Origin of the sequence: Streptomyces sp. NBC_00704 (assembly GCF_036226605.1) — a bacterium.
Classification (GTDB): Bacteria; Actinomycetota; Actinomycetes; order Streptomycetales; family Streptomycetaceae; genus Streptomyces.
This window is the reverse complement of record NZ_CP109000.1, coordinates 1,195,732-1,212,016: the sequence shown is the minus strand read 5'-3', so window position 1 is coordinate 1,212,016 and position 16,285 is coordinate 1,195,732. Positions and strand designations below refer to the sequence as shown.

Genomic DNA, 16,285 nt, shown 5'->3' with positions numbered 1-16,285 from the left:
AGCCCCCGGCCACCCGGCCCGTGCTCACCGCCCGTAGGCCCGCCGGCAGAGCACCGCCTCCGGGCTGTCGCCCTGCCACCCGCCGTACTTCCTGCCGAAGGCGCACACGTCGGCCTTCCCGCGCACCGCGTCCTCCACGTCCTGGAGGTCCACGCGCGGCCGTGCGTGCGGTCGCGGCTGCTCGTGGGGAGGTCGGGCGGGCGGACGAGGACCGGACGACGCGGGCGGCCCGGCCGGCGGCTCCTCGGCGGGCTCCCGCCGCCGCTCCGTCCGCCGCCCTTCCGGTTCGCGGGACGGTTCCGCCATCTCCAGCGCCTCCCGGACCGGCGCCTGCACGATCTGGGTCCCGGCCCGCCCGTCCGGCCGCGGCACGGACGGCTCGGAGGGCGCCGCGGCGGGACCGGGCACGGGCGGACGCTGGACGGTCACGCAGCCGGACAGGGCCGAGAGGGCCACGGTGACCAGGAGCGTCGCGGTAGTCGTCGTTCGATGCACCCGCGCCACTCTGTCGGGTCCGGCCGCCCGAGCGACAGCACACGAGCGGAGGTTGCCCCGCACGGGTGATCCCGTACCCCGTACGAAGGGCGCGACGCCGCCCCCGCTGACGCCGCCACGGGCGACGACCTGTGCCGGCGGTACCCCGACGCCGAGGCCCAGGCCGACGCCGACGCCGACGCCGACGCCGATGCCCGCGGCCGGCGGTCGGCGGTCGCGGGCGTCAGTCCCCGGTGGCGCCGTCGATCCGCTCGCGGATCAGGTCGGCGTGGCCGTTGTGGCGGGCGTACTCCTCGATCATGTGCGTGTAGATCCAGCGCAGGCTGAACGGCTCGTCGGTGAACCTGCTCGGGCCGCGCGAGAGATCGTCCAGGGCGAAGCCGGCCGCGTACCGCCGGGCGGTCTCGATCTCGGCCTGCCAGGTGGCGTGCGTCTGCGCCCAGGTGTCCGCCTCGGTGAGGTGGAACTCGCCGTCCGGGTCCGCGTCGCTGTAGTGGAGCGGTCCGGCCCCGTCGCCCGCGAGCACCCTGCGGAACCAGCTGCGCTCCACGTCCGCCATGTGCCGCACCAGCCCCATCAGGGACAGTTCGGACGGCGGCACCGAGGCGGTGCGCAACTGGCCGTCGGTGAGGCCCTCGCACTTGAGCGCCAGGGTCTGCCGGTGGTAGTCCAGCCAGCCTTCCAGCATCGTGCGTTCGTCGGCGTTCAGGGCCGGTACGGTGCGCGGTGTCGTCATCCCCCGCATGGTGCCCGCCGACCGCTCCGCCCACCACGGGTTTTCCACCGGCCACCGGCCGTCGGACACGGCCACGGTCACCGGTCACCGGTCACCGGCCACGGCCACCGGTCACCGGCCACCGGCCACGGCCACCGGCCACGGCCGCCGTGGCCGGTGGCCGGCCACCGGCCACGGCCACCGGCCGCCGGTCACCGGCCGCCGGCCGACAGGGCGGGACCCCGGCCCAGGCCCCCGCGATGCCGTCCGGGGACGGCCGCTCCTCGCCCCGCCCGGGCGGGGCCGTATGCTGCCGGGCAGGCAGGCAAGCACTGAAGGAGCGCCCGTGAAGGTCGGCTGCGTCGGACTCGGCGACATCGCACAGAAGGCGTACCTGCCCGTGCTGGGCGCGCTGCCCGGGATCGAGCTGCACCTGCAGACCCGCACCCCCGCCACCCTCGACCGGGTCGCCGACGGCCTGCGGGTGCCCCGCGAGCAGCGCCACCGCGACCTCGACGCACTCCTCGCCGCCGGGATGGACGCCGTCTTCGTGCACGCCCCCACCGCCGTCCACCCCGAGATCGTCGGCCGGCTGCTGGAGGCGGGCGTACCGACGTACGTGGACAAGCCCCTCGCCTACGAACTCGCCGACTCCGAGCGCCTGGTGACGCTCGCCGAGGCCCGGAACACGACGCTGGCCGTGGGCTTCAACCGGCGGCTCGCGCCCGGCTACGCGCAGTGCGCCGACCATCCTCGTGAACTGATCCTCCTGCAGAAGAACCGGGTAGGCCTGCCCGAGGAACCGCGCGCGATGATCCTCGACGACTTCATCCACGTCGTCGACACCCTGCGCTTCCTGGCGCCCGGCCCGGTCGACGACGTGACCGTCCGCGCCCGCGTGGTGGAGGGGCTGCTGCATCACGTCGTCCTCCAGCTCTCCGGCGACGGCTTCACCGCCCTCGGCGTGATGAACCGGCTCAGCGGTTCCAACGAGGAGATCCTGGAGGTGTCCGGGCAGGACACCAAGCGCCAGGTGATCAACCTGTCCGACGTCGTCGACCACAAGGGACAGCCGACGGTGCGGCGGCGCGGCGACTGGGTGCCGGTGGCCCGCCAGCGCGGCATCGAGCAGGCGGTCGTCGGCTTCCTCGACGCCGTGCGCGCGGGAAAGGTGCTCAGCGCCAGGGACGCGCTGGCCACGCACGAACTGTGCGAGCGGGTGGTCCTAGCGGTGCTGGAACGGTCCGCCGCAGCCTGACCGCCCGCACGCCCTCGGTGAGGCCCAGGGCGACGAGGACCAGCAGCGCCCCGTGGACGGCCCAGTCGCCGTAGCGGACGTACAGGGTGACGCCGTCGGCGAGCGGCACGTCGTACACCGCGGCCGTGCTCGCGTCCGGACCCAGCCACGGGCCGAGCCGCCGGCCGCTTGCGTCGTAGACGGCAGAGTCGCCGGTCAGCGTGGCGTGGACGAAGGGCCGGCCGGTCTCCGCGGCGCGCAGAGCGCCCAGCGAGGCGTGCTGCGCGGGCGCCCAGCTCCGCTGGAACGACGACGTCGACGACTGACCTACCAGCAGGTCCGCGCCGTCCTCGACGAGATGCCGGCTCATGTCCGGGAACGCCGTCTCGAAGCACACCGCCGGCCCGACGCGCACCCCGTGACCCGCGTCCATCAGGACCTGTCCGGCGCCACGCCGCCGGTCCTCACCGGCCGCCCTGCCGACCGAGGTGGCCCAGCCCAGCAGCGCACGGGCCGGTATGTACTCGCCGAACGGCACCAGGCGCATCTTGTCGTACCGGTCGCCGGTCGGGCCGCCCGCGCCGACGAGGATCGAGCTCTTGTAGATGCCGGGCCGGTCGGAGCGGCGGGCGTCGACGTTGACGAGGATGTCGGCGCCGGTGGCCCGCGCCAGCCCGGCGACCCGCCGGGCCAGGTCGGGGCGCTCGGCGAGGTCGTAGCCGACGCTGCTCTCGCCCCAGACGATCAGATCGACGTCCCGTCCGACCAGACGGCGCGTCAACTCCTCCTCGCGGTCGAAGCGCAGGTCGGGCCCGTCGATGACGCCCGGCTGGACGACGGCGACCCGGGTGTCCCCGTCGGCGTCGGGACGCGGCGCCCACGCCCACGCGGCGGAGGCCGTGGCGGCGGTGGCGACCAGGCCGGCGACGGCCGGCGCCCGGGACGCGGGGAGCGCCACGAGAACGGCGGCCGCCACGTTGACCGCGACCACCAGGAAGCTCAGCAGCCACACCCCGCCGACGGAGGCGAGCCGCAGAGCGGGCGCCACCTGCCACTGGCTGGCCCCCAGCACACCCCACGGCCCGCCCAGCCCCTGCCAGGACCGGACGAGCTCGACGGCGAGCCAGGCCGAGGGAAGCACCAGCAGCGCGGCGAGCACCCGCCCGCGCGTGGGGGCCTCGGCCTCGGCGAGGAACCGGCGCACCAGCCACGCCCACGGCGCCCACAGCCCGCCGAGCAGCGCGGCCAGGACGAGGGTGAACACATGCAGGTCCGGCAGCAGCCAGTGGTGCATCGCCAGCATGAAGCCGAACCCGCCGCCCCAGCCGTCGTACGCCGCGCGCCGCCCCGTGGGCGCGGAGCGCGCCAGCAGGATCCACGGCACGAGCGCCACGTAGGCCCACCACCACAGGGCGGGCCCCGGGAAGGCGAGCACGGGCAGGGCGCCCGCGAGGGCGGCGACGGCCGTACGTCGCCAGGGGGAGGTGAGCCAGTGGCCGCATCTGTTCATACGACACCTCCCTACCCGGGTTGGGTCGCTTCAGTGTGCGCCTCGGGGACGACCTCCGACAGGGCGTGCGCGCCGCCCGTTCCCGAGCGGCGCACCACCCCGTGCACACGTCGCACCGGGCCGGAACGCGGCGACCGGACACCGCCGCGCGCGGGGGGGCAGCGGTGTGTCCCGCTACGGTCTCCGCCGTGCGCCGGGCTCCGCCCCGATTCGGTGCCGTCGTCGACGGGCCGTCGTTCACAGTCGTGTTGGCGGCCGGGCGCACGGTCGCTGGCAGCGGGCTCCGGTCGTGGGGATGCGGTCGGGGCGGCGGTGTCAGCCGGGGAGCCGCCGCCACTTCTCCTGTACGACCACCTCGTGCACCCGCCAGCCCTCGGGCGTGCGCAGCAGGGCGAAGGAGTACCGGCCGCCGCAGATGAAGTCGGGCGCCTCGGCCGGCGCTTCCGCACGCCCGTCGGCGAGGCGCATGGGGTTGACGTAGTCGGCCTGCACCTGTGCCGTGTCGCCGGTGTCCTGGTCCAGGACGCCGAACCGCACCCGGCGGTTGACGATGAGGTGCTGCCGCATCGCGAACGCCCTCAGGGTGTCGGCGAGCCAGGACGCGACGTTCCCCGCCTCGCCCTCGATGCCGCCGGCCGACCGGTAGTCCGCGCGTCCGTCGGCCGTGAACAGTTGCCGGTACGCCGTCCAGTCGCCGTCGTCCACCGCCACGGCGTAGTCGGTGATCAGTCCGTCGACGGCCAGCCGGTCCATCACGGCGGCGAGCTCCACACGCTGCGTCATGGCCCGAGTGTTGGGCATGGCGGGTGCACAGCCAAGGTCCGTGCGGCGATCGGCGCGGCTTCAGGCCGCCGCGACCACCTCGCCGCGGATCGCCGCGGCCCACTCCACGACCAGCAGTTCGTACTCGGCCCGCTCCTGGGCCGACAGCGACCCGCCCGCGCGCGCCCAGAGGGCGCGAATCCGCTCGTTCAACTCGGCGGCGGACCGCACGGAACCAGAGGCGACAGAGTGGGGGGACATGCGACAAGCGTAGGCGCATCCACTGACACTGCGCTACCGGACGGCTACGCGCCAGGCTATGGGCTTGGTCACGGCCGATCGACCGGCCGGACGGTCAGCCGGTCGGTCAACTTCGCTTCCTCGGCGGCGGTTTGGGTCGGCCGGTGCGGAACGGTGCGGAACGGCGCGGGCGTTCCGGAGCGCGGGCAGGCGACCGCGAGGCCGGGGAGCGCGAGGCCGGGGAGCGGCGGGGTCAGCCGGCGGACTCCGCCGCGTGCGGGCTCAGCGCGCCGGTCGCGACGGGGGGCGGACCGCATCCGGAGGTCGAGTCCGGCGCACGCACTCTGCGGCCTCCACTAGACTTCCGAATACGTTCCGAATACTATGGATCCATGACCATCACAGCAGGCCTCCCCGTGGCGACTCGGCGCTCCTCGGACCTGAGCAAGCACTCCGCCGAGGTCTTCGCCGAGGCCGAGGATCACCCCGTGACGGTGACCCGGCGCGACGGCGAGGCTCTGGTCCTGATGTCGCAGCGTGAGGCCGAGGGCCGTGCCCGCTTGCTGAACTTTGCCGCACAACTCATCACCGTCACCCTCGACGACCGCGGCTCGCTCGCCGAGCGGATGTCCAAGGCCTTCCCTTGGATGCTCGCGCTGTCGCCGGCCGACCGGGAGTCCTGCGCGCAGGACCTCGTCGATGCGGCGCGCGCGTCGTTCGCCACCGGCCAGCCGCACCTCGCGCTCGCAGAGCTGACCTCCTGGAAGGAGACGGCCACGGCCGTCGCGGCCGGGCTCAGCAGCGACAGTGCCGATCTGGAGTGGCTCGACGACGATGAGACCGTGGAGCGTCCGTAGCCGTGGCGGCCGCCAGGAAGGGCGAGTTGGTTCCTTGCCCACCGAAGAAGATCGAGTACGAGATCCGCTTCGCCACAGCCGACGCGCAGAAGGGTTGGCGCGACGTCGTCGCGACGATCCGCAACCCCGTGACGGAGACCTGGGACTTCCTCACGCGGACGCCGCTGTCCATGACGCCGACGAACTATCGGCTCAAGGGTGAGCTCGGCGTCATCGGGCGTGGCGACGCGCCCCATGAGCGGTGGCAGCACAAACCGACTGCGAAGGGCACCGCGCGCATCTGGTTCTACGTCCACGAGCGCACGGTCTTCCTGGAGCAGGTGCACACGAGCCACCCGAACGAGACGAAGTAGGCGCGCTTCGCAGCGTGCACATCGTCGGTGAGCGCGCATCCGATGGGGATGATCGCTGTGTGGCTGCCGCGACCGGGGACTTCGAGCGCGAACGTGAGAGAAGCGTGACCGCACCCCGTGCCGCCGGCCGTGAACGGTCAGCCGGGCATTACGGTGGGACACGAAGACCTCCGTGCGGTGTGTTCCCAGACAGCTCCACCACATCGGAGGTCTTCGCCATGTTCAAGACCCGCCAGTGTCAACGACGCTCGTGATCAATACAGCCGGGAAATGCTGGACAGCGCTGCCTCAGCCGCCGGATTCGCCCGCGTGCGGGCTGAGCACACCCATGCTGACCAGCACAATCACCACCACACCGAGGGCAATGCGGTAGTAGACGAACGGCATGAAGGACTTGGTGCTGATGTACTTCATGAACCAGGCGATGACCGCGTAGCCCGACGCGAAGGCGATCGCCGTGGCGAACAGCGTCGGTCCCCAGGCCACATGGCCGCCCTCCAGCGCGTCCTTCGTCTCGAAGACCCCGGAGGCCAGCACCGCCGGGATGGCGAGCAGGAACGAGTAACGGGCCGCGGCCTCGCGCTTGTAGCCCATGAACAGGCCGCCGCTGATGGTCGCGCCGGAGCGCGAGACGCCGGGGATGAGGGCACAGGCCTGGCACAGGCCGAAGACGAGGCCGTCCTTGACGCCCAGGTTCTCCAGGGTCTTGCGCTGCTTGGGCGCGCGGTGCTTGCCGCCCGTCTCGTCGCGGGCCGCGAGCCGGTCGGCGATGCCGATCACGACGCCGACCACGACGAGCATCGTGGCCGTGATGCGCAGGTCGCGGAAGGGGCCCTCGATCTGGTCCTTGAGAGTGACGCCCAGCACGCCGATCGGGATCGAGCCGACGATCACCAGCCAGCCCATCTGGGCGTCGTGGTCCCCGCGCATCGTCTTGTCGAACAGAGACCGGCTCCACGCGGCGATGATCCGCCCGATGTCCTTGCGGAAGTAGATCAGTACGGCCGCCTCCGTGCCGATCTGGGTGATCGCCGTGAAGGCGGCGCCCGGGTCCTCCCAGCCGGAGAACGCGGCGGTCAGCCGCAGGTGCGCGCTGGAGGAGACGGGGAGGAACTCGGTCAGCCCCTGGACGAGTCCGAGGATGAGGGATTCAAACCAAGACATGAGGTTACGGAGTCCAAGTGCCGATCGGAGAGGGGCGGCGGCGACGGCAGACGGCCGCGCCCGAAGATCAAGGGTGTGCAAAGGAAGGGTAGCGGTCCCGTAAGGCGGGTACCGCACAGGGGTTTGAGGAGCGGGCGCCCGGCCCCGCTCGCGAGACGCACACCGGGAGCCGGTCCGGGTCGCCGGGGCACGCCGCCGAGCCGTTCGTCCGGGGCGGGCGCGGTCGATCCGATGGCGCGCCGGGTCGCGCCGGGACGCGGTGCGCGAGGCTGACCGGCGGTGTTGCCGGGCCGACCGGGCCGCAGGTCCCGGCGCACGGACGGTTGACCGGTCGCCCGGCCGCCGCATACGTTGCTGCCGACGGGAAAGCGCTTGCTGTGCACAGGTGCCGCCGGTGCACGCGTACCGCCGCCGCACGGGTACCGCCGGTGCCGGGCGCCTCCCGCACGCTTGCCGGACCCGCCAGGTCCACGGCCGTACGTCGGAGGAGTGCTGATCACGCCCATGTCCCCCACCACTCCGCCGCCCGGTCCGCTCGACGGCCGGCGCATCCGGGCCGCCGTCGTCGGCGCCGGCGCGATCGCCCGCGACTCGCATCTGCCCGCCTTCCGGCAGCTCGCCGCGGAAGGCGAGACCGAGGTCGTGGCGGCCGTTGACATCGATGCCAACGCCGTGCGGGCGTTCTGCGCGGAGGGCGGCGTGCCGCACGCCTACACCGACCTGGACCGGATGCTGGCCGAGCAGCGGCCCGACCTGGTGACCATCTGCACCCCGCCCACCCTGCACCGCGAGCAGAGCGTGGCCGCGCTGCGGGCGGGCGCCTGGGTGTGGTGCGAGAAGCCGCCTGTGCCGACCCTGGCCGACTACGACGCCGTGGCGGCCGAGGAGGGGGATCCGGGAGGCCCGTACTCCTCGATCGTCTTCCAGCACCGCTTCGGGTCGGGAGCCCGGCACGTGCGCCGGCTGCTCGGCGACGGGGCCCTCGGCCGGCCGCTCGTCGCCCACTGCCAGACCACCTGGTACCGCGACACCGCCTACTACGCCGTGCCCTGGCGCGGTCGCTGGCGCACCGAGGGCGGCGGCCCGGCGATGGGCCACGGCATCCACCAGACGGACCTGCTGCTCGACCTCCTCGGCCCGTGGAGCGAGGTGCGGGCGATGGCCGGGCGGCTCGTGCACGACGTGGAGACGGAGGACGTGTCCACCGCCCTGCTCCGCTTCGAGAGCGGCGCCCTGGCCACGGTCGTCAACAGCGTCCTGAGCCCCGACGAGGTCAGCCGCATCCGGATCGACTGCGAACGCGCCACCGTCGAGCTCACCCACCTGTACGGCCACTCCAACGCGGACTGGCGCCTCACCCCGGCCCCGGGCGTCCCGGCCGACGAGGCGGCAGGCTGGCGGGACTTCGGCGCCGACGTCCCGAGTTCGCACCTGGCCCAGCTGCGCGAGCTGGTCGCCTCCCTGCGCGCCGGCCGGCGACCGCGCAGCAGCGGCGCCGACGGCCGCACCAGTCTGGAGCTGATCACCGCGCTGTACCGGTCGGCGTTCACGGACACGACCGTGCGGCGGGGCGAGATCGGTCCCGGCGACCCCTATTACACGGCGCTGCACGGCGGCGCTCCGGGATGGGCGCCGGCGGCCGCGCCCGCGGAGGTGCCCGCATGACCGCGGAGCTGCGGCTCGTGCACGTCCACGGCGACCGCGTCACGGTGACCGACCCAGGCACCGGCGTCGAACTCCTCTCCTACGTGTACCGGCCCGAGGCGGCCTGGGAAGCGCCCAAGCCGTACATCCACCCGCTGCGGACGCTCGCCGGGGACGTCGTCACCGACTACCGGCCCCACGACCACCGCTGGCACAAGGGGCTGTCCCTGACCGCCTCGCACCTTTCGGGCGCCAACCTGTGGGGCGGCAACTCGTACGTCCACGGCGAGGGGTACCTGGAACTGCCCGAGCGGGTCGGGTCGATGGCGCACGTCGGCTTCGACGAGGTCGCCGCGGGCGCGGGCCGGGCCGTCATCGCCGAACGGCTGACCTGGCATCCGGCCGGCGGTGAACTGTGGGCGGAGGAGTCGCGCCGCGTCGAGGTGCACGACGTCGAGCACGACTCCGGTTCCTGGGCGCTGACCTGGACCAGCGCCGTCACCAACCGCCGTGCCGAGCCGCTGCGTTTCGGGAGTCCGACCACCGCCGGGCGCGAGATGGCCGGATACACGGGCCTGTTCTGGCGCGGCCCGCGCGCTTTCCGGGACGGCCGGATCATCGGACCCGACGGCGAGGGGCCCGGTCTGATGGCCTCGCAGAGCCCGTGGCTCGCCCTCAGCGGGGAGCACGACGGCGCCGACGGCCACGCCACCGTCGTCTTCGAGCACGCCCCCGCGAACGACCACACCGGCGCGGGCGGGAGCCACCCCGCCCACTGGTTCGTGCGCAACGAGCCCTTCGCGGGCATCGCCCCGTCCTGGGCCTTCTTCGACGAGCTGGAGCTGGCGCCGGGTGACACGCTCACCCGCGGCTACCGGGTGGTGGTGGCCGACGGCGCGTGGGAGCGCGAGGAGATCGCCAAGTACCTGCGCACGCACCCGTGGTGAGCACGTACGGGGGACTCCCCGGCGGGGTCGCCGTCTCGCGCCTGCGCGTCTACGACTGGCCCGCCGCGGACGGTCTGCGCGGCGGAACACCCCATGTGCACCTGGCCTGTTCGGAGGGCTACGTCGTCACCGGCGGACGCGGGGCGGTGCACACCCTCACCCTCTCCGGCCATCGGGTGACGCCGCTGGCGCCCGGCGCCGTCGCCTGGTTCACCCCGGGCACGATCCACCGCCTGGTCAACGAGGACGAGCTGCGCATCACCGTCCTCATGCAGAACGGCGGGCTGCCCGAGGCGGGGGACGCGGTGCTCACCCTGCCGCCGGAGCACCTCGCCGACCCGGAGGCGTACGCCGCCGTGACCGCCATCCCCACCGACGCGCAGCCGGAGGAGCAGGCTCGGGCCGCCCGCGCGCGGCGCGACCTCGCGCTGGAGGGCTACCGGATGCTGCGCGCGGCGCCGGACCCCCGGGAGGCCCTGACCGCCTTCCACCGGGCCGCCGCGGCGCTCGTCCGGCCCCGGCTTGCCGAGTGGCGCGAACGCTGGGCGCACGGTGCGCGCGCGGCCGCCGAGGCCACCGGGGAGCAGCTCGACCGGCTGGCCGAGGGGGACGTCTCCCATCTCGCCGAGGCCGCGGTGCGGGCCGAGGGGCCGTCCGCGCGGGGGAGATTCGGCATGTGCGGACGGCTGGACGTGTACGCCTGACGCCCGGTCGCGGGTGAGCCCGGTCCCGGCTCGGCACCGCCGGCGCAGGCGGTCACCGCGGTGCGGGCGGAATCACGGCGGGCCGGTGCGGAGGCGGCGGCAGGGCCCGCCACCGTCCAGCCCGGCGTCCGCGGGCGGGCGCTCACGTCGTCGTGGCGCACCGCGTCCCCGCAGGACGTCGCCGCAGGACGCCGAGCAGATGACCACTCCGACGCGATGGTCCTGGAGTCCGTGCAGCCGACCGCCCCGAGGGCTTCCACGACCGCTCCGGCCCCCCGCTCCGGCTGCGGCCACGGCTCCCGCTCCGGCGCTCCCGGTGGACGCGCCGGACGACCGTGGACGGCAGGACGGCGGCGAACAGCCCTGGATGGATCCCGCGCATCGGCTGACGGCGGCTCGTCGGCGGCCGCGGCCGCCGACGGAGAGAGCCCCCGACGGCTACGGCCGGCGCAGGTGGTGGCGCTTGCGCCAGGCCACCGCCGCGCCGACCAGTGCCGGCAGGGCGATGCAGAACATCGCGATCAGGAAGGCCGGCGAGGTCGGGGAGGAGGCGCGGGCCCCGGCGACGACGTAGGCGGCGGTGTTGGGGATCGAGCCGAGCGCCGTCGCCAGCAGGAAGGACGGCCAGGTCATGCGGGAGACCGCGGCGCAGTAGTTCGCGGCCCAGAACGGCACCCCCGGGAACAGCCGGGCCGCCAGCATGGAGCGCAGGCCGTGCCGGCTGAGCTGGCCGTCCGCCGCCTTGAGGAGGCGGCCGCGCAGCAGGGGCCGCAGTGCCTCCTGGCCCAGTACGCGACCCAGTCCGAAGGAGATCCCCGCCCCCAGCACCGTGCCGGCCAGCGCCGCGCCGACGCCCCACTGGGAGCCGAACAGCGCGCCGGCCGCCAGGTTCAGCAGTGGTCTCGGCACGAAGGCCACCGTGCACAGCCCGTAGGCGGCCGCGAAGAGCGCGGCCGCCGACGCGCCGCCCGACTGGGACGGCCAGCCGTCCGCGAGGAGCTTCTGCGGCTCGAAGAGCAGCACGCTCGCCGCGGCCGTGGCCAGCAGCGCGACCAGCAGCGCCAGCCGTGCCCAGGGCGACAGCAGCACTCTGCCGCAGCGCGCGGCGAGGCCGCCGGGAACGGCAGCCGAGGCCGGGACGCGCGCGACGACGGAGGCGGCGAGGGGCGTGATCACGGGCAGGGGGGTGGGCGTGAGCAGCGGAACGACGAAGTCCGTGCCGGCGGCCCGGGGAGAGGCCGTGGCGGTGCCCCCAGAGCGGGTGGTGGCATCGAGCATCCCGTGACACTAACGGACGAACACATGTGATCGCCGTATGGTCCGTCTCATGACCGTCACCGGCGCGGGCCCGGCGGGCGCGCCGCACAGTCGTGCGCGAACGCGGCGGGTTCGCGCCCCTGACGGTCCGTGAGGCCCTGAAGGACATCGGCGCCGCCCCGGGCCGCTCCGACGGTGCGCACGGGACGCGGGGCGGACAGGTGAGGCCGGACAGCGGGCGCGAACCCGTGCGATCCGGCGAAAACCATTCGACACCTGACGAACCGTCGACGAGGATCGACCTCATGTTCCGGCAGTCCTTCCCTCTCGCAGCGCCCGCGGTCGCGGACGCGCCGAAGGCTGCCGTCCTGATCCTCGCGGCCACAGCCGGCGGCGCCCGAAGCTGACCCTCCCCGGACTGCCCGGCGGACCCCTCAGGGGGAGGGTCGGACCGTCCTCGGGGTCCCCCCTTCCACGGCATCTCTCCATGGGCTTCTCCATGGATCTCCCACGGACACGCTTCGAGGTACAGCCATGCCCAAGACCGCTTACGTGCGGACCAAGCCGCATCTCAACATCGGCACCATGGGTCACGTCGACCACGGCAAGACCACCCTGACCGCCGCCATCACCAAGGTTCTCGCCGACCGCGGAACCGGCTCCTTCGTGCCCTTCGACCGCATCGACCGCGCCCCCGAGGAGGTCGCGCGCGGGATCACCGTCAACATCGCCCACGTCGAGTACGAGACCGACACCCGGCACTACGCGCACGTCGACATGCCGGGCCACGCCGACTACGTCAAGAACATGGTCACCGGCGCCGCGCAGCTCGACGGGGCGATCCTCGTCGTCTCCGCGCTCGACGGGATCATGCCGCAGACCGCCGAACACGTCCTGCTGGCCCGGCAGGTGGGGGTGGACCACATCGTGGTCGCGCTCAACAAGGCCGACGCGGGCGACGAGGAGCTCGTGGACCTCGTCGAGCTGGAGGTCCGCGACCTGCTCACCGAGCACGGCTACGGCGGCGACACCGCGCCCGTGGTGCGGGTGTCGGGGCTGAGGGCCCTGGAGGGCGACCCCCGCTGGACCCGCGCCGTCGACGCCCTGCTCGACGCCGTGGACACCTACGTGCCCGTGCCCGAGCGCTACCTGGACGCGCCGTTCCTGCTCCCCGTGGAGAACGTGCTCACCATCACCGGCCGGGGGACCGTGGTCACCGGCGCCGTGGAGCGGGGCACCGTCCGCGTGGGCGACCGGGTCGACGTGCTCGGCGCGGGCCTGGAGAGCGTCGTCACGGGCCTGGAGACCTTCGGCAGGCCCATGACGGAGGCCCAGGCCGGCGACAGCGTGGCCCTGCTGCTGCGCGGCGTGCCGCGTGACGCCGTCCGCCGGGGGCACGTCGTGGCCGCGCCCGGAAGCGTGACGCCGCGGCGGCGGTTCGAGGCGCGGATGTACGTGCTGTCGACGCGGGAGGGCGGGCGTGCGACGCCGGTCTCCACCGGATACCGGCCGCAGTTCTACATCCGCACCGCGGACGTCGTCGGGGACGTGGACCTGGGCGAGATCCCGCTCGCGCGGCCCGGGGACACCGTCGCGGTGACCGTCGAACTCGGCCGCGACGTCGCGCTGGAGCCGGGCCTCGGCTTCGCCGTCCGCGAGGGCGGGCGGACCGTCGCCGCGGGCACCGTGACGGCCGTGCTGTAGGGCCGCGCCGTCACGCGGGGGGCGGGGGCGTGGCCCGGTGGGCGGGCCACGCCCGGCACAATGAGCGGGTGAACGACGAGCCCGTACCCGTCACCCGAGCCGTCGACCACGGCACCGCCAAGCTGATGCCCGACGTCGACCGGGACCGGGCGTGGCTGCTGACGGTCGACGGGGCGCCGCAGTCGTACGTCGACCTCGACGACCCCACGCACCTGGAGTTCGAGTACGCGCGCCGGCTCGGCCACGTCCTGGACGTCGTCGCCGAACCGGGCCGGCCCCTGGACGTGCTGCACCTCGGCGGCGGCGCGCTCACCCTGCCCCGGTACGTGGCCGCGACCCGGCCGGGTTCCCGGCAGGACGTCGTCGAGTTCGACCGCGCCCTGCTGGACCTGGTCGTCGAGCACCTGCCCCTGCCGTCGCGGGCCGGTGTCGCACTGCACGCGGCCGACGCGCGGGCCTGGCTGGAGGCGGCCCCCGACGACCGCGCCGACGTCCTCGTCGCCGACGTCTTCGGCGGCTCCCGGGTCCCCGCCCCGCTGACCTCCCTCGCCTACGCGCGCGAGGCGGCCCGCGTCCTGCGCGGCGACGGGGTCTACCTGGCGAACCTCGCCGACGCGGCGCCGTTCGCCTTCCTCAGGTCCCAGCTCGCCAACCTGGCCGAGGTGTTCGGGGAACTGGTGCTGATCGCGGAGCCGGCGGTGCTGCGCGGGCGGCGCTTCGGCAACGCGGTGCTGGCCGCCGCGCACCGCCCGCTCGACCTGCCGGCCCTGGCCCGCCGCACGGCCTCCGACGCGTTCCCGGCCCGGGTGGAGCACGGCCCGGGCCTGCGCCGTCTCATCGGCGACGCGCGCCCGGTCCGTGACGAGGACGCCGTGCCGTCGCCCGAACCGCCCGAGGGCGCGTTCGGCATCGGCTGAACGGCCGGCGAACGGCCGGGCGCGGACCCTAGTTGTGGGTGGGCGTACCGTGCAGCCGTACGGTGCTGAGGATCTGCATGATCGTGGCCTTCGGCAGCTCGTCCTTCACGCCCTTGGCCCCGTACAGGTTCCAGGACACGTAGTCGCTGTTGCCGTTCTTGAAACCGAAGGTGATCGCCTTGCCGTCGCTGTCGCACTTGCCCTTCTGGGGCGTGTTCGTCGACTGCGCCCAGGCGTAACTGCCCTTGATCCCGGAGGCCGTCGTGAAGGGCGTGGCCTTCTTGTCGAAGGTGAGGCTCTTCTTGTCGGGCTCGGTGTAGCCGCCGAACACCCACCACGCGGGCGTGTTGATCGCGATCTCGTCGGTGCTCTTGGCGCCCTCCGCGCCCTTGCTGCCGACCGTGGCCAGGGCGGTGTCCTCGACCTTGCCGTCCTTGTCGGAGTCCACCGAGCACCACTTCGACTTGTACTCGGCCGTGCCTCCCTGGAGGATCCGGTCGTAGCCGTCGGACTTCTTCTTGTCCTCCCACTCGAAGCCCTGGCTGAGCCCCGGCGACTGGACCTCCCAGTCGCCCGGCACGTCGAAGGCGATGCCCCACTTGGGGTTCACGACGACCTTCCAGCCGGCGACGGTCGGCTTCTCCGTCTCGCCGCTGCGCGGGTTGTCGTCCGTGCCGGCCGACGCGGACGCCGGCGCGGAGCCGGAGACCGAGGGGCTGGAGCTGCCCTTGCTCACCGGGGCCGGATCGTCGTCGTCGCCGCCCAGCACCAGGAATCCGGTGACTCCGGCGGCCACGACGACGGCCGAGGCCGCGATGATCGCGACCAGCTTGGTCCGGTTGCCCCCGCCGCCGGGCGGCGGTGTGGGCGCGCCCCACATCGGCTGCGTCGCATACGGGTTGGGCTGCTGCTGGTAGCCGGGTTGCTGATACGGATTCGGCTGCTGGTATCCCGGCTGCTGGTACGGATTGTTCTGCGCCTGCGGGTTCTGCTCTCCCCCGGGCGGCTGCTGTCCTGGCCACATGGCCAGAAACACTAGTGCCGTCCCGGACACGGTTCGGTCACCGCCCCCAGACAGGGATGTACCGAATCGGGGCCGGGCGGCGGCGATCCGCGCACAGTGCCCCGGTACTTCCGGAATGCGGGCGTCCGGTGCCGGGCCGCCGCCCGCGTCGCCGGACGGGGCCGTGGGGGAGGGCGGGCGGCCGTGCGGCGAGCGTCACATCGGCTGGTCAGTTGAAGCTACTCACAGGTAACCTCACGGCATGAGCGCAGACCAGATGTCCATCGGCGAGATGCTCGCCGCCACGGTGCCCATGGCCAGGACCCTGAACCTCGAGTTCATCGAGGCCGGCCCGGAACGGGCCGTGGTCGCGCTGCCGGACCAGGGCGACTTCCACAACCACGTCGGCGGCCCGCACGCCGGGGCGATGTTCACGCTGGGCGAGTCCGCCAGCGGCGCGATCGTCCTCGCGGCCTTCGGCGACCAGCTCTCGCGGGCCGTCCCGCTCGCCGTCGGCGCGGAGATCGCCTACCGGAAGCTGGCGATGGGCGTCGTCACCGCCACCGCGACCCTGGGGCGACCGGCCGCCGAGGTCGTCGCACAGCTCGACGCGGGGGAGCGCCCCGAGTTCCCGGTCGCCATCGAGATCCGCCGCGCCGACGGGGCCGTCACCGGCGAGATGACCGTGACGTGGACCCTGCGCCCCAACGGCTGACCCCGCGCCCCGTCCGCCCCCGCCCACGCCTGACGCGGGGGAGTCGGCCGTCGTCCGGGTC

The 16,285-nt window shown here is 73.9% G+C and carries 17 protein-coding genes; 9 read left to right on the top strand and 8 right to left on the bottom strand.

Going from position 1 to position 16,285, the window contains the following annotated elements; genetic code table 11:
• Window positions 1-24: 24 nt before the first annotated feature.
• Both OG802_RS05330 and OG802_RS05325 read right to left on the bottom strand, forming a co-directional pair.
• Window positions 25-495, bottom strand: a complete 471-nt coding sequence (locus OG802_RS05330) for a hypothetical protein (RefSeq protein ID WP_329407669.1) — start codon at window positions 493-495, stop codon at window positions 25-27.
• Window positions 496-718: 223 nt separating this feature from the next.
• A complete protein-coding gene (locus tag OG802_RS05325) occupies window positions 719-1,231 on the bottom strand; it encodes a DinB family protein (protein ID WP_329407666.1) in 513 nt (170 codons plus the stop codon).
• A 325-nt stretch (window positions 1,232-1,556) separates the two neighbouring features.
• Between OG802_RS05325 and OG802_RS05320 the strand changes: the two genes are divergently transcribed.
• A complete protein-coding gene (locus OG802_RS05320; RefSeq protein WP_329407664.1) occupies window positions 1,557-2,468 on the top strand; it encodes a Gfo/Idh/MocA family protein in 912 nt (303 codons plus the stop codon).
• Here the strand turns inward: OG802_RS05320 and lnt are convergent.
• The 3 genes from lnt to OG802_RS05305 form a co-directional block, all read right to left on the bottom strand.
• Window positions 2,386-3,957, bottom strand: a complete 1,572-nt coding sequence (lnt, locus tag OG802_RS05315) for an apolipoprotein N-acyltransferase (protein WP_329407662.1) — start codon at window positions 3,955-3,957, stop codon at window positions 2,386-2,388. The two genes, OG802_RS05320 and lnt, sit on opposite strands and share 83 nt — an antisense overlap.
• Window positions 3,958-4,272: 315 nt before the next feature.
• The gene (locus tag OG802_RS05310) at window positions 4,273-4,740 is read right to left on the bottom strand and encodes a nuclear transport factor 2 family protein (protein ID WP_329407661.1); all 468 of its coding nucleotides are present in this window, start codon (window positions 4,738-4,740) and stop codon (window positions 4,273-4,275) included.
• A 60-nt stretch (window positions 4,741-4,800) separates the two neighbouring features.
• Window positions 4,801-4,980, bottom strand: coding sequence for a hypothetical protein (locus OG802_RS05305; RefSeq protein ID WP_329407659.1), 180 nt, complete (start codon window positions 4,978-4,980; stop codon window positions 4,801-4,803).
• A gap of 371 nt (window positions 4,981-5,351) precedes the next feature.
• Between OG802_RS05305 and OG802_RS05300 the strand changes: the two genes are divergently transcribed.
• Together OG802_RS05300 and OG802_RS05295 are read left to right on the top strand one after the other, a co-directional pair.
• Complete coding sequence (locus tag OG802_RS05300) at window positions 5,352-5,816, top strand: prevent-host-death protein (protein WP_329407658.1); 465 nt, start codon at window positions 5,352-5,354, stop codon at window positions 5,814-5,816.
• Between the two features lie 26 nt (window positions 5,817-5,842).
• Entirely contained in the window at window positions 5,843-6,169 is a 327-nt protein-coding gene (locus OG802_RS05295) for a hypothetical protein (RefSeq protein ID WP_329407656.1), read from the top strand.
• 288 nt (window positions 6,170-6,457) lie between these two features.
• Here OG802_RS05295 and OG802_RS05290 read toward each other — a convergent pair whose 3' ends face one another.
• Window positions 6,458-7,333: an undecaprenyl-diphosphate phosphatase gene (locus OG802_RS05290; RefSeq protein WP_329407654.1), complete on the bottom strand. Its 876-nt coding sequence runs from the start codon at window positions 7,331-7,333 to the stop codon at window positions 6,458-6,460.
• Window positions 7,334-7,837: 504 nt separating this feature from the next.
• Here OG802_RS05290 and OG802_RS05285 point away from each other — a divergent pair.
• The 3 genes from OG802_RS05285 to OG802_RS05275 are packed head-to-tail and all read left to right on the top strand — an operon-like array spanning window position 7,838 to window position 10,628.
• Window positions 7,838-8,998 carry a Gfo/Idh/MocA family protein gene (locus OG802_RS05285; RefSeq protein WP_329407652.1) on the top strand — a complete coding sequence of 387 codons (1,161 nt, stop codon included), beginning with the start codon at window positions 7,838-7,840 and terminating at the stop codon, window positions 8,996-8,998.
• On the top strand, window positions 8,995-9,924 hold the full coding sequence (locus OG802_RS05280; RefSeq protein WP_329407650.1) for a PmoA family protein: 930 nt from the start codon (window positions 8,995-8,997) through the stop codon (window positions 9,922-9,924). Before OG802_RS05285 ends, OG802_RS05280 begins: the two co-directional genes overlap by 4 nt.
• Window positions 9,918-10,628 (top strand): cupin domain-containing protein, encoded by a 711-nt coding sequence (locus tag OG802_RS05275; RefSeq protein WP_329407649.1) that lies wholly within the window; start codon window positions 9,918-9,920, stop codon window positions 10,626-10,628. Before OG802_RS05280 ends, OG802_RS05275 begins: the two co-directional genes overlap by 7 nt.
• 438 nt (window positions 10,629-11,066) lie before the next feature.
• Here OG802_RS05275 and OG802_RS05270 read toward each other — a convergent pair whose 3' ends face one another.
• On the bottom strand, window positions 11,067-11,906 hold the full coding sequence (locus OG802_RS05270) for a TVP38/TMEM64 family protein (protein ID WP_329407648.1): 840 nt from the start codon (window positions 11,904-11,906) through the stop codon (window positions 11,067-11,069).
• 513 nt (window positions 11,907-12,419) lie between these two features.
• Here OG802_RS05270 and tuf point away from each other — a divergent pair.
• The gene (tuf, locus tag OG802_RS05265; RefSeq protein WP_329407647.1) at window positions 12,420-13,589 is read left to right on the top strand and encodes an elongation factor Tu; all 1,170 of its coding nucleotides are present in this window, start codon (window positions 12,420-12,422) and stop codon (window positions 13,587-13,589) included.
• A 125-nt stretch (window positions 13,590-13,714) separates the two neighbouring features.
• Window positions 13,715-14,506, top strand: a complete 792-nt coding sequence (locus OG802_RS05260; protein ID WP_329416942.1) for a spermidine synthase — start codon at window positions 13,715-13,717, stop codon at window positions 14,504-14,506.
• 28 nt (window positions 14,507-14,534) lie between these two features.
• Here the strand turns inward: OG802_RS05260 and OG802_RS05255 are convergent, their stop codons facing one another.
• Window positions 14,535-15,530 (bottom strand): hypothetical protein, encoded by a 996-nt coding sequence (locus OG802_RS05255; RefSeq protein ID WP_329407645.1) that lies wholly within the window; start codon window positions 15,528-15,530, stop codon window positions 14,535-14,537.
• A 256-nt stretch (window positions 15,531-15,786) separates the two neighbouring features.
• Between OG802_RS05255 and OG802_RS05250 the strand changes: the two genes are divergently transcribed.
• A complete protein-coding gene (locus OG802_RS05250; protein ID WP_329416941.1) occupies window positions 15,787-16,224 on the top strand; it encodes a DUF4442 domain-containing protein in 438 nt (145 codons plus the stop codon).
• The last annotated feature ends 61 nt before the right edge of the window (window positions 16,225-16,285 follow it).